Source organism: Sphingomonas plantiphila (assembly GCF_046000505.1).
Lineage (GTDB): Bacteria > Pseudomonadota > Alphaproteobacteria > Sphingomonadales > Sphingomonadaceae > Sphingomonas > Sphingomonas plantiphila.
Genome location: NZ_JBELQC010000001.1, coordinates 1874931 through 1887475 on the forward strand (window position 1 = coordinate 1874931; position 12545 = coordinate 1887475).

Consider the following 12545-nt stretch of genomic DNA (forward strand, 5'->3'; position numbering starts at 1 on the left):
TTCATCACGCTGGCGAGAAGTCGGATGAGGGGGCGATCTGCGGCCGCCTCCCTCATCCTCCTGCGTTCCTTCCCCCTTCGGAAGGTGTCGGGCCGGGTTGATCCCGGCTCCCCTCTCCAACCCTGATCAGGCGTCGACCTTGATCACCCCGCGGCGGATCTGGTCGAGCTCGATGCTCTCGAACAGCGCCTGGAAATTGCCGTTGCCGAAGCCCTCATTGCCCTTGCGCTGGATGATCTCGAAGAAGATCGGGCCGAACATGTTTTCGGTGAAAATCTGCAGGAGGATACCCTCTCCGGTTTCCACGCTGCCGTCGATCAGTATGCGGTTCTTCTTCAGCCGCTCCAGATCCTCGCCATGGCCGGGCACGCGCTTGTCGACCAACTCGTAATAGGTCTCGATCGTATCCTGCAGCTTGACCCCGCGTTCGCGCAACCGCTCGACCGTGTCGAAGATGTCCGGTGTCGTCAGCGCGAGATGCTGGATGCCCTCGCCCTTATACTCGCGGATGAACTCCTCGATCTGGCTGTTGTCATCCTGGCTCTCGTTGAGCGGGATGCGGATCGCCTTGTCCGGCGCGATCATCGCCTGGCTGAAGAGGCCGGTCGCCTGGCCCTTGATGTCGAAATACTTCTGTTCCTCGAAGCCGAACAGCGTCTTGTAGAATTCCGACCACACCCGCATTTGCCCGCGCCGGACGTTGTGGGTGAGGTGATCGAGCAGGTCGAGCCCGACATTGTTCTCGGCCTCCGCCTGCTGCCAGCCGGGGACTTCCTCCCAGTCGGCATAGAGGTCGGTGCCGTCCTGGATGAAGTAGAGATACGATCCCCCGATGCCGATGATGCAGGTATCGTCCTCTGCGGTCCGTTCGGCGCCATGCTCCAGCGCCCATTTCATCGCCACTGCCGGATCGGCGACGCGGAACGCCATCGCGCTGGCCGAGGGGCCATGCGCCGCGCGGAACTCGGCGACGCGCCCGCTTTCGTCGCGGTTGAGCATCAGGTTGATGCGCCCCTGCTTGTAGCGGGTGATGTCCTTGCTCGGGTGGCGGTGCGACGCGACGAATCCGAGCTGTTCGAACTGGCGCGCCATCGCATCGGGGTCGGGCGAGGTGAATTCGACGAATTCGAAGCCGTTGAGGCCGAGTGGATTGTCGGGCGCGATCGTGGGGTCGGTCATGTCCATCCCTCCTGGAAAATTTGAGCCCGAAGATAGAAGGTAGGGGATTTGGTGTCAAATGATACTAAATGGTCGCGCCGGTTCGTGTCGGGTGTCAGGACTTGTCGCTGGCCAACGCGCGGGGCTAGGCTGAGGTTCACCGGGGAGAAAGGGGACCGAACCGGATGCAGCCATTCCGCACTCAGATCGCGCTGGCGGTTGCCTTGGCCTGGGCAGGCGTCGCGCAGGCCCAGGTCGAGGTCGAGATACGTAACCCGAGCGATGCGTTCATGGCGGAGTTCGAGGCGGGCGATCTCCGCGAGGCGCTGCCCCTGATCGAGCCGGACGCGAAGGCATGCATCGCTGCGGCGGGGGGAGACCGGGCCACGATCGACTCCCTCGACACATGCGTTCTGCTGCTCGCTTACTACGGCGTCACGCTTGGGGAGGCCGGACGCAGCCGTGAAGGGGTCATGTGGGCGCGCAAGGCGGCAGAGGTGGCTGCGACCTTCGGCAACGAGAGCGAGGTCGCACTGGTCGCGAATTTCTTCCTTGGGCTCGCGCTGGAACGGATGGGACAGCATGGCAACGCGGAGGCGCCATTCCGTCAGGCGTTGGTCGCGGCGGAGAAGCTGCTGACCGACGAAGCGGACCTCGCGCCGTATCTTGCACGGCGCGCGAACAATCTAGTTATGATTGGTCGCTTTGAAGAGGCGCTGCCGCTGGTCGCGCGCGCGATCGGGGCGTCGGGTGATACGATTGATGGCAATTTCTATCGCCTGATCCACGGCAATGCGCTGGTGAAGCTGGGCCGCTTGAGCGAGGCCGAGAAAACGCTGCGTGTCGGGGTTGCTCGCTTGACTGCGCAGATCGGCGCCACGGCCGACCAGACGATTGCCGTGCGCGAGGCGTTGGCGCTGTGCCTAGACGCGCAGAACAGACCCGACGAAGCGCTGGCGATCTGGCGCGAGACCGTCGCCCTTCGTCGCGCGCAAGGTGAAGGGCATGCACTTGGCGACTCGCTGACCGGCCTTGGCGTCACTTTGATTCGGCTCGGCATCCACCGCGAGGCGGAGGTTGCGCTGCGCGACGCACTGACGTCGCGACTGCGATACTTCGGCGAAGCGAGCAGTTTTACGGGGCTGGCCTATTCCAATCTCGGTCTGGCGCTGATGGAATCAGGTCAGAACGCCGAGGCGACCGCGATGTTTTCCCAGGCGCTGGCGGTGCTAAATGCCGCAGGTGGTGCAAATCCGGAGGAACAGGTCGTCCTGATGAATAATCTCGCGACCGTGATGCGCCGCGAGGGTGGCTATGCGGAAGCGGTAGCGGTCCAGCGGAAGGCTCTGGCTTTGGCGGAGAGCAGCTTCGGACGCGGTCATGTGCGGACGATCCTTGTCCGCAACAATCTCGCTGTGGCGCTGGGCCGCCTGAAGAGTCGGCCCGAAGCAATCGCGCTGCTTGAAATCAGTTACGCCGCAGCCCGGGCGCTGGAAGCGCAGGGCGGGCAGTTGCGCGCGCTGGCCGCGATGAGCCTCGCCGTTTTCGTCGCGGACGAAGGGGACCGGGCGAAGGCGGCGGAATGGCATCGTGTGGCGGAACGCGACGCACGCATGGCATTTCGTGCCGATCATGCCCAGCGGATCAATATCCTATGGTCCTATGGCCGCTTTCTGCTCGACGAATCACGAGGGCTACCGCTTGCGCGCACCTTGCTGCGCGATGCGGCAAGCCAAGTGGTCGCCCGGTCGGCTAGAGGTGCGGATTTCGACGCTCAGGCACAGAGTCAATTGGGTGAATTCACCGTCGTATTTCGTGATCAGGTGAGGTCCGCATGGGCCTTGGCTCAGCGCCACAACTGACGGCCTGTCTGATCCTGACCGTCGTCTTTGTCTGAACCGAATGACAGGAAAGGGGCGTCGTCAGTCAGTTTCCGGATGGTCCATGACTCCCCACAACAGATTCCCTTTTGCCCGCCATACGCTGGGCTGGTTCCTCGGCGCAGCGCTCTGTCTCGGTGCCGCGCTCCCTTCGACCGCCCGGGCTGCTGCAATGCCGACACAGGCCGCGGCATCCGCAACCACAAGCAGCGAAACCGCGATCGAACGGGCGATGAAGGCGGTAGTCGCCATCAGCCCGCAGGACGAGGCGGCGCGCAAGCAGAATGGCGACAGCGAGGCCGCAGGTGGTTCGGGCTTCGTCATCGACGCGTCCGGCCTGATCCTGACCAACGCGCATGTCGTCGCCAAACTCGACATGGTCGAAGTGACCTTCTCAAATGGCAAGCGTTACAAGGGCAAGGTGATCGGACGCGATGGGCGTACAGATCTCGCCCTCATCAAGATTGAAGCGGGCGAGCCGCTACCGGTACTCAAGTTCGCCAAGTCCTCGAAGCTTCCGCTCGGCGCAAAAGTCTTCGCTTTGGGTAACCCTATGGGAAATCGTTTCTCGGTTACTTCCGGGATCATAAGTGGTTATGACCGGGCCTATGACGTCGCGTGGCCGGTGAATTTCATCCAGCATGACGCAGCGCTGAATCCTGGGAATAGCGGGGGGCCGCTGATCACCGAGGAGGGGGAAGTGATCGGGATCAACACGGCGACGCCGCCGGAGACCATTTTCGATATCGGGATCGGTCTCGCGATTCCCGCCGAGCTGGCCGCCAAGATCGCGCCCAAGCTGCTGGCGGACGGCAAGGTAGTCCGCGGGCGCCTGGGCGTTACCGCCAGCAGCGCCGACGCCGGAATGGCGGAGGCGCTGGGTGCGCCGGGCAAGTCAGGTCTCATCATCGACGCGGTCTCTAAAGGCGGCGCCGCCGAGCGCGCGGGCATCAGGATCGGCGATCTGTTGCTGAGCGTCGAGGGGCGCAGGCTGGAGGTCGTGCGCGACCTGTCGATGGCGCTGATCGACACCCGCCCGGGGGAACAGGTGAAGGTTCAGGTGATCCGCGACGGCAGACCGGTCGAACTGGCTGTCGCTCTGGAATCGGACGGAGACACGGCGGGCGAGCGCGGCAAAGCTGCTGCGCTGTCGATGGATCTGGGCGGAGGCGCGCAGGGCGGCTTCGTGCTCGGTTTCGAATTCAAGGCCGATCCGTCCGGAAAGGTGGTGGTCGGCAAGGTAGAGGAGGCATCGATCGGTCAGATGTACGGCTTGTATGAAGGTGACGAACTACTCGCGGTGGATGGAGTCGCGGTGCGCGATCCCGCCGCTGCTATGGCTGCGATCACGCGGTCGACGCGCGACGTGTCGGTGCTGCGGATCCAGCGCGCCGGGCAGGGGACGCTGCATGTCGCGCTGCCGCTGAGTGCGGAGGCCGCCAAGGCCAGGCGGCCCGGCGTGCCGCGCCGCTTTCCGCGGGGGCCGCTCTGATGAGCGCGCTCAAGCTGGACGCGGAAGCCGCGCAGAACATCGCCGACACCTTCGGCGGATGCCGCGCACTGATCCTGGAGGACGAGATCGGTGCCGAGATGAAGACGGCGCTGGAAGATGCAGGGTGCCAGAGCGTTGACCTGTTCGAGACCGGGGACGCCGCGCTCGCCGCGCTTCGCGAAAGCGCGTATGACGTGCTGGTCCTCGACCGGATCAACCCGGGCATCGAAGGGCTGGAGGTGCTCGATCGCGTGCGTCGCCGTCCCAACGGGCTCAAGACCGATCCGGACGTGCCGGCACTGGTCTACTCGCTGCTCGGTGGCGAGGAACAGCGCATCCACGGCCTGATCGCGCGCGGCGCGGACGATTATGTCCCCAAGCCCGCGACGAGCGAGGAACTGGTCGCGCGGGTGGCCGCGCAACTGCGCCGCCGCAAGCCTACGATGCGGTCGAAGGGCTGGACCTGCGCGCCGCTGGAAGTCGATGCCGATACCAAGGACGTCCGCTGCAACGGTCGCCTGCTCCAGCTGACCAGTCGCGAGGCGGACATATTGGTCGAGCTTTACAAGGAGCGCGGCAATCCGCTGAGCCAGTCGATGCTGTGGGACCGGTGCTGGATCGGCAAGGGGTGGAGCCACTTTCCCGAGGAATTCGCCAATACGGTGGACCAGGCGATCAAGCGGCTGCGCAAGTCGCTGAAGCGCCAATGCCCGGACATCCCCGACGAGCATCACCCGCTGGTGACCAATATCTGGGCGCAGGGCTTTGCGCTGCGCAATCTCGCCGGACTGGAGGGCGGGCGCTGACCCGGATGTTGCGCTGGCTTCCGCTTCGGACGACCTTCGTCATCGGCGCGCTCGCGGCGGTGGCGCTGGTCGGGCTGACGCTCGGGCTGCTCCAGATGGTGTCGGCGAACGCCCGCGATCTCGCCATGGTGCGCGCGCAGGCCGATGCGGCAGTGCTCTCGAGCAAGATTGCGAGCCTGCCCCCGGCCATGTCGGCGGAGGAGCGTGATGCGGAGATACTGACGATGATCGCCGCGCGCGCGATGGAGGCGACCGATGGCGGCCGCTGCGACAGCGGCGAGCGGGCACGGGCATTGTTCCTCTACCGCGGCACTGGCGGCGGGCTTGTCGGGACGCCGAAGCTTGCCTGGCCATCCGGCGCGGGCGCCGTCCAGTTCCACGTTCCTGCGGGAACCGCATGCCAGCGCGTCGACACGGTCGCGGTCGGCACGGTCGAGGATCTCGGCGATGGTCGGGCGTTCCTGAGCGCGCGTATCTTCAGCCCCGATCCGCGGCTTGTCACGCGCGCCTATTTGCTGGCGGCGGGGGTAGGCCTCGCATTCCTGATGCTCGCCGGATTGCTGGCATGGGCGCTGATGCGCGGGTGGCGCTCCCGCCTCGATGCGTTCAACGCGCTGCTCGACCGGGCCGACCGGACCGGTTTTGCCGAGCGCGCACCTGCCGACGATGTCCAGCCCGAATTCCGCCTGCTCGCTCGGCATCTGAACGCGCTGCTCGCGCGATCGGAGGACATGATCGGCGGCCTTCGCCGCCTCCACCGCCATGTCGCGCACGACCTGCGCGGCCCGGTGATGGTCGCGCGCAAGCATCTCGACGCGCTCGCGCTCAAGGCGCCGAACGAAACCCTCATCGCCGATGCCGATGCCAAATTGCTGACGGTCGACAAGCGCTGCCGCATGCTGCTCGGCATCATCGATGCGGAGGTGTCGCGCCGGACCGAGGCGGACAGCGTCGATCCCGGCGCGCGCATCCGCCAGCTGATCGACGACATGTTCGTCTATCTCGGCGACGACAAGGATCTGGAGTTCGCGCTGGAGGCGCAGGACGCGCGTGTGCGCGTCGCCGCCGATCTATTCGACCGGATGGTCGAGAACATCATGGGCAATGCAGTCAAGTTCGCCGATCCTGGTTCGACGATCCACTGCTCGGTCGCGGGTGCGGAAGAGATGGTGCGAATAGCAGTCGAGAATGACGGGCCGGGGATCGAGGCGAGCAAGATCGAACGAATTTTCGAGCCGGGATATTCGAGCGGTGGGGCCGATAGCCACGGACTCGGCCTCGCCTTCGTCAAGACCGTCGCGCTGCGCGCGGGCGGCAATGTGCAGGCCTATAATCGCGCGGGTGGTTTCAAAATCGAGATCACGCTGCCCGCGCTCACCGACGACATGATCGCAGGATCGGGGAAAGGGGAATGATGAAGAGCAAGGTTCATTCGAAGTTGCTGGCGGGCATAGCGGCGCTGGCGATGCTGGGCACGTCGCTGCCGGTGGTTTCGGCGTCGGCACAGACCGCGCCGTTCGACAGCGTGCGCGGCGTCTATTCCTATGCCCGCGATCTCAAGGCGGTGGCGCCCAGCGTGGTGAAGGTCATCGTGCTGGGGCAAAAGGAAGGCGAACGGTCAGGCCAGGAGGGCGAGGACCCGTTCCGCGGCCAGTCGGCAGCGCAGCGCCGGCCGGCGCAGGGCACGCCGCAGCCGATCGGCAGCGGATCGGGCGTCATCATCGATGCGGCCCGCGGCGAAATCCTGTCGAACAACCACGTCGTCGAAAAGGGCACGGCGTTCAAGATCCAGCTCTATGACGGCCGCGTCGTCGATGCCGAGGTGGTCGGACGCGACCCGCAGACCGACATCGCATTGCTGCGCGTCAAGGCGAGCGGTCTGCGCGCGATCCAACTGGGCGACAGCGGCTCGATCGAGGTCGGCGATCTCGCCTTCGCGATCGGCTATCCCTTCGGGTTCGATCAGACGCTGACGATGGGCGTCATCTCCGGCCTCGGCCGCACCGGCATCGGCGATGGGCTTCAGGACTTTATTCAGACCGATGCCGCGGTGAACAGCGGTAATTCAGGCGGCGCGCTGATCGACAGCCGGGGGCGGTTGATCGGCATCAACACCGCGATCTGGTCGAAATCGGGGGACAATAGCGGCATCGCCTTTGCCGTGCCGATCAACATGGCGATCGCGGTCGCGGACCAGCTGCGGCGGAACGGCAGCGTGAAGCGCGGCCGTATCGGGGTCAGCGTGGGACCGGTGACCGCCGAGGTGGCCGGCAGCGGTTCCACGCGGGGCGCGCTGGTGGCCGAAGTCTCGCCCGACGGTGCGGCGGCGCGGGCGGGTCTGCGTCCGGGCGACATCATCACCTCGGCCGACGGCCGCACAATCGAGGGGCCGGGTAACCTGACTGCGATCCTGGGCGTGCTTGAGCCGGGGAAGACGATCGCGCTCGGCTATCGCCGTGGCGGCCAGTCGGGTACGGCGCAGGTAACGGTGGAGGCGCCGCGGCCGGTCCAGGTACAGCGGCCGCCGAGCGGCAGCGCCCAGGGTCTTGCTGCACTCGGCGCCACGTTCCGCGATGTCAATGCAAGCGACCGACTGCCCGCGCAGGTCCGTGGAGCGGTGGTCGCCAGCCTCCAGCCGAATTCGCCGGCGGCGCGCTCGGGCCTCCAGACCGGAGACGTTATCGTCGGCGTCAATGGCGAACAGGTGCGGAGCGCGGCCGAACTCGCCCGCGCCTTCCAGAACATCGCCGGTGGCGCAGTATTGTTCGTCGCACGCGGCAATAGTCTGATCCAGCTGCGCCTCGAACGCTAGTCGACCGGGCGGCGAGCCATGTTGCTGGGATCAATACTCAACTTGGGTATGTGTGTAACAAGGTTACGCCAAGGTCAACCGCGCGCCGGGGCGGCTGGCCCTGGCATTTTGAGCAGAAGTTCCCGAAACGGGGACTGCGCGGCCAAGAATCGGATGGATTCAAGGACTGAAACTGTTAGTGTCGCGACGGCGGGGGCCACATTACACACACACCTGCCTGATCGATGGATCAGAAATAGCTAAGGCCCGCTCGGGAGCAGGCCGGAGAGTGAGGAGACTTAGGTAATGGTTAAGTTCAACAAGAAGATGGCGCTGGCGCTGGTCGCTGCGAGCATGCTGGCCGCGCCGTCGATCGCGCAGGACAAGAAGGGCACCAATCTCGGCGACAAGGAAGTGCCGGCGACCGACAGCTCGAAGGCCGTCGACACGCTGACGCTGGGCTATCGCCTTGCCGATTATGCGCGCACCAACAAGGATGCGCGCGCGATGATCGTCGCCGCCAAGATGGTCGATTCGGTCACCGTTAAGGAAGGCACCGACAAGGGCAAGATCGAAGGCACCGGCAAGGGCACGGGCGAAGCCAAGGCGACGACCTCGGCCGATCTGTTCGCCGAAGCCAAGACGCTCGCCGCCGGTGATGCGGACATCATCGAGGCAGTCGAGGCGGCTCAGGCCGAGGCGTCGCGCGGCGTGGTCGGCGGTGCCATCCGCACCGTGCAGTATGTCCCCGGCAACACCACCTGGACCGTCCGCTTCGCCGCCCGTGGCGGTGAGCCGCTCGTCGTCGGCGTCCGCCGTGACTCGGCCACCCCGGTCGACCTGAAGATCTACGACGAGAACGGCAACCTGGTGTGCCAGGACATGTCGCACAATGTGACGCTGTACTGCCGCGTCAACCCGATCTGGACCGGCCCGTTCTCGATGCAGGCGATCAACCATGGTGGCATGGGCACCGGCGTCGCGCTGGTGACCAACTAAGCCGATCGGCCGTCCGCCCCGGCGTCTTCGGACCCCGGGGCGGCGGCTTTCTTGGAACGCGGCCCGCCCAGGGCGCGGCCGCACCTGTCCGGGGAGGGTCGCGATGCGGAAGCTGGGTCCTGCGAGCCTGATGCTGGCGCTTGCCGCGACCGCGCTGAGCGCCCTTCCCGCTGGCGCGATGCAAGCCAAGCGCGCCAATCTTTCCGACACAATGATTGCGATGACGCCGGCCGGTGAAGCTGTCGAGGCGCTGGCGCTGGCCTATCGGCTGGCGGATCACGCGCGCGAAGCCGGGGATGCCCGCGCGATGATCGTCGCGGCACGGATGATCGCATCGGTTCCCCTCGCGCCTTCGGCGCAAACCGCGTCCGCAAGCCCCGACCTGACGGCGCAAAGCCTGTTTGCCGAGGCCGCGCGTCTCGCCGCCGGCGACGCCGGCCTGCTCAGCGAGATCGAGGCGGCACGTGTCGCGGAAAGCCGGGGAACGATCTGCAAACTGAGCTGCGCGATCCGCACTGTGCATATGCTCCCGGCCGGAACCAGCTGGCGTGTCCGCTTCGCTGCACGCGGTGGTGAGCCGCTGGTGATCGGGGTCCGGCGCGAAGGCGCGACCGGAATGGACCTCAAGATATTCGATGAGAACGAAAATCTCGTCTGCCAGGACCTGTCGCAAAAGGCGACGCTCTATTGTCGCGTCAATCCGATCTGGAGCGGGCCGTTCTTTGCCGTTGTCGTCAACCATGGAGGGCGCGACGTGCAGGTCGCGATGGTCACCAATTGATACCGGTCGTCGACCGAGACGAGGAGAAGTCATGAACGCCCGTTTCGTAAAGCTGCTCGCCCTCCCGGTCCTCGCTGCGGCGCTCTCCGCGCAAACGGGTTCGGCGCAGACCGCAGGCGATATCAAGATCGAGCCGGTGCCATCGCCGGAGGTGCTCCGTTCCGAAGCGTTCGAGGCGGCGCAATATGCGCAGATCTCCAGCGCCGCCGCGGCCCTCGACCGGACAACCGCGCGCTTTGCCGCAGGAGGCGGCCCGCTCGCTGTGCTCGAGCAGGAACGCGACAAGAAACTGGGCGAGATCGAGGCGGTGGACCGCCAGTTCAGCGCGCTGATCGAACGGGGGGCGCAGGTCTCGGAAGAGGAGCGTCGCGCGCTGACCCAGCGCCGCGCTGCGCTGCGCGGCGAAGTCGACGCGATCGAGGCGCGGATCGCCAAGGACTTCCCGCAATATTTCGACCTGACGCGCCCCAAGGCGCTCGACATCGCGACGGTACAAAAACTGCTCAATCCCGACGAGGCGATGGTGGTGATCCTCGTCTCCGACGATGCCAGCTACACCTGGGCGGTGACGCGCGAAAAGGCCAGCTGGTCGCGGTCGGAGGCGTTGAAGGACAGCGTGCTCGCGGAGAAGGTGAGCCAGCTGCGCGCCAGCATGGAGGTGGATGGCGCGCGTGGATCGGTCCGCCCGCCGCGTGCACCGACCGGGGGGGCGGCGCCGGCAGCGCCAGGGAAGGTGTTCGATCGCAAGCTGGCGCACGAGATCTACTACGAACTGATCGCGCCGGTCGAAGACGTGCTGGCCGGCAAGCAGGTCTTGCTCACCAACGTCAGCGGCGCGCTGACCTCGCTCCCGCTCGCGTTGCTCGTGACCGCCGCGCCACAGGGCGCCGATTCCGATCCCGCCGCGGTTGCGACCAGCCCGTGGCTGATCGACAAATATGCGCTGGCGGAGCTTCCATCGGTCTCGGCGTTGCAGTCGCTGCGCTGCCTGCTGATCGAAAAGGCTTCGGACGCGCATCCCGGCTGCACGGTCCGCGCGGGTTCCGCCACCTATGCCCAGGTGCGCGGCGGCGGCGTCGCCCTCGCCGCCTATGGCGCGCCGACGCTGGCCGGCACCTACACGCCGGCGACCGGCCGCAGCGTGACGCCGGGCCTTGCCGGACAGATGTACAAGGGCAAGCTCGCCGACCCCGAAAAGCTGCGCGCGCTCGCCTATCTGCCACAGGCGAAGGCCGAGCTGGAAAGCCTGCAAAAGTCGTTCGGAACGCAATCCACCGTGGTGATCGGCGATGCCGCGACCGAGGCGGCGGTCAAGGCCAGCAAGGCGCTCCCCTCCGCACGTTTCGTGGTGTTTTCGACCCATGGGCTGCTCGCGACCGAAGTCGGTGACAATGCCGAGCCGGGGCTGGTCTTCACCCCGCCCAAGCAGGCGACCGAGCTGGACGACGGCCTGCTGACCGCGTCCGAAGTGTCGCAGCTCAAGATTCCCGCCGATCTGGTGGTGCTGTCCGCGTGCAACACCGCCGCGGGGGACGGCAAGAGCGCGGACGGCCTGTCGGGGCTTGCCAAGTCGTTCCTGTTCGCCGGTTCCCGCTCGCTGCTCGTCAGCCACTGGGCGGTCAGCGACGCGGCGACCTCGCTGCTGATGCAGCAGACCTTCGACAACATCCAGAAGGCCGACATCGCGGGTCGCGCCCGTGCGCTGCAGGCGGCGATGAAGACCGTCCGCAACGAGGGTACGGGGCAGTTCGTCAGCCCCAAATATTGGGCGGCGTTCACCCTGGTCGGGGAGCCCGGCAAGTGATCTGGCGCGGGGCTTCTTGAGCGCGTTTGCGAGCCTGTCAGAACCTGTCGGTCGCGCCCTTCGCGCGTCCCCGTCATCCTGCAATCCGTTTCCAATGAGTTGCAGGACCGCCGCACACCCGATGAACGTCATGACCGCCTTTTTGCTTGCTCCCCTGCTCGCGCTCGCGGCGCCGCCCGCGGCGGCGACGGCTATGCCGCCCGACGCGGTAAGCGCGGAGACCGCCGCATCCGACGCGACGATCGAGCGGGCCGAGCTTGTCCGCGACCTGATCGCCCGCGCCCGCGCCGACCGCGACGTCGACATGATGATCGTCGCCGCCCGAATGCTGAGCCAAGGCGATTTCGTCCTGGTGCCCGCCGAGAATGCCCCGCTGGTGCTTGGCCGCGCGCGCACGGGCGAGGAGCTGCCCGTCACTGCCCCTGCAGCGCTGCTGGTCGAAGCGCGCGCGTGGGTCGCCGGTGACCCCGACAAGGCCGCGGCGATCGAGGCTGCGCAGGCCGAGGCGAGCCGCGGCATCCTGCCCTCCGCGATCGTCTATACCCATGATCTTCCGGCCGAGCGGACGCTGACGATGCGCGCGCGGGCGGAGGGCGGACGGGTGGCACTCGTGCGCGTGCGCGGCGACGGCGATGCCGCGCTCGAGCTCGCGGTTACCGACAGCGACGGGCGTGTTGCCTGCACCGATCGCCCGGCTGCCCTGCCTGGCGTTGCGCGTCGCGACCTGCTGTGTCGCTGGACACCCGGACGCACCGAGGAATATCGTATCACATTGAAAAACAGGGGCCGCGTCTGGACGCGCGCGATCCTGGTCTCGAATTGAAGCTGAAGGGG

10 protein-coding genes are annotated in these 12545 nt (G+C 66.4%); 9 read left to right on the forward strand and 1 reads right to left on the reverse strand.

The genetic code is table 11. The features are described 5' to 3' along the window. Positions 1-126: 126 nt before the first annotated feature. The gene (hppD, locus tag ABS767_RS08960) at positions 127-1179 is read right to left on the reverse strand and encodes a 4-hydroxyphenylpyruvate dioxygenase (RefSeq protein WP_408078006.1); all 1053 of its coding nucleotides are present in this window, start codon (positions 1177-1179) and stop codon (positions 127-129) included. A 164-nt stretch (positions 1180-1343) separates the two neighbouring features. On the opposite strand from hppD, the gene ABS767_RS08965 reads away from it, so the two are divergent. From ABS767_RS08965 to ABS767_RS09005, 9 genes are all read left to right on the forward strand, one after another. Next, entirely contained in the window at positions 1344-3020 is a 1677-nt protein-coding gene (locus ABS767_RS08965; protein WP_408078007.1) for a tetratricopeptide repeat protein, read from the forward strand. Between the two features lie 40 nt (positions 3021-3060). Beyond that, positions 3061-4530, forward strand: a complete 1470-nt coding sequence (locus tag ABS767_RS08970) for a trypsin-like peptidase domain-containing protein (protein WP_408078008.1) — start codon at positions 3061-3063, stop codon at positions 4528-4530. Further along, positions 4530-5336, forward strand: a complete 807-nt coding sequence (locus ABS767_RS08975; RefSeq protein ID WP_408078009.1) for a response regulator transcription factor — start codon at positions 4530-4532, stop codon at positions 5334-5336. Before ABS767_RS08970 ends, ABS767_RS08975 begins: the two co-directional genes overlap by 1 nt. 5 nt (positions 5337-5341) lie before the next feature. Next, on the forward strand, positions 5342-6751 hold the full coding sequence (locus ABS767_RS08980; RefSeq protein ID WP_408078010.1) for a sensor histidine kinase: 1410 nt from the start codon (positions 5342-5344) through the stop codon (positions 6749-6751). Continuing rightward, entirely contained in the window at positions 6751-8148 is a 1398-nt protein-coding gene (locus ABS767_RS08985) for a trypsin-like peptidase domain-containing protein (RefSeq protein ID WP_408078011.1), read from the forward strand. The genes ABS767_RS08980 and ABS767_RS08985 overlap by 1 nt, the downstream gene beginning before the upstream one ends. Before the next feature lie 285 nt (positions 8149-8433). Next, positions 8434-9126, forward strand: a complete 693-nt coding sequence (locus tag ABS767_RS08990) for a hypothetical protein (protein WP_408078012.1) — start codon at positions 8434-8436, stop codon at positions 9124-9126. A 103-nt stretch (positions 9127-9229) separates the two neighbouring features. Beyond that, the gene (locus ABS767_RS08995) at positions 9230-9907 is read left to right on the forward strand and encodes a hypothetical protein (RefSeq protein WP_408078013.1); all 678 of its coding nucleotides are present in this window, start codon (positions 9230-9232) and stop codon (positions 9905-9907) included. Between the two features lie 31 nt (positions 9908-9938). Beyond that, a complete protein-coding gene (locus tag ABS767_RS09000) occupies positions 9939-11711 on the forward strand; it encodes a CHAT domain-containing protein (protein ID WP_408078014.1) in 1773 nt (590 codons plus the stop codon). Positions 11712-11841: 130 nt separating this feature from the next. Continuing rightward, positions 11842-12534 carry a hypothetical protein gene (locus tag ABS767_RS09005; protein WP_408078015.1) on the forward strand — a complete coding sequence of 231 codons (693 nt, stop codon included), beginning with the start codon at positions 11842-11844 and terminating at the stop codon, positions 12532-12534. Positions 12535-12545: the final 11 nt, after the last annotated feature.

What these genes read in the sequence shown, in the direction of transcription:
- hppD (WP_408078006.1), bottom strand. Translation starts at nt 1,179, where the DNA reads ATGACCGACCCCACGATCGCGCCCGACAATCCACTCGGCCTCAACGGC.
- ABS767_RS08965 (WP_408078007.1), top strand. Translation starts at nt 1,344, where the DNA reads ATGCAGCCATTCCGCACTCAGATCGCGCTGGCGGTTGCCTTGGCCTGG.
- ABS767_RS08970 (WP_408078008.1), top strand. Translation starts at nt 3,061, where the DNA reads ATGACAGGAAAGGGGCGTCGTCAGTCAGTTTCCGGATGGTCCATGACT.
- ABS767_RS08975 (WP_408078009.1), top strand. Translation starts at nt 4,530, where the DNA reads ATGAGCGCGCTCAAGCTGGACGCGGAAGCCGCGCAGAACATCGCCGAC.
- ABS767_RS08980 (WP_408078010.1), top strand. Translation starts at nt 5,342, where the DNA reads ATGTTGCGCTGGCTTCCGCTTCGGACGACCTTCGTCATCGGCGCGCTC.
- ABS767_RS08985 (WP_408078011.1), top strand. Translation starts at nt 6,751, where the DNA reads ATGAAGAGCAAGGTTCATTCGAAGTTGCTGGCGGGCATAGCGGCGCTG.
- ABS767_RS08990 (WP_408078012.1), top strand. Translation starts at nt 8,434, where the DNA reads ATGGTTAAGTTCAACAAGAAGATGGCGCTGGCGCTGGTCGCTGCGAGC.
- ABS767_RS08995 (WP_408078013.1), top strand. Translation starts at nt 9,230, where the DNA reads ATGCGGAAGCTGGGTCCTGCGAGCCTGATGCTGGCGCTTGCCGCGACC.
- ABS767_RS09000 (WP_408078014.1), top strand. Translation starts at nt 9,939, where the DNA reads ATGAACGCCCGTTTCGTAAAGCTGCTCGCCCTCCCGGTCCTCGCTGCG.
- ABS767_RS09005 (WP_408078015.1), top strand. Translation starts at nt 11,842, where the DNA reads ATGACCGCCTTTTTGCTTGCTCCCCTGCTCGCGCTCGCGGCGCCGCCC.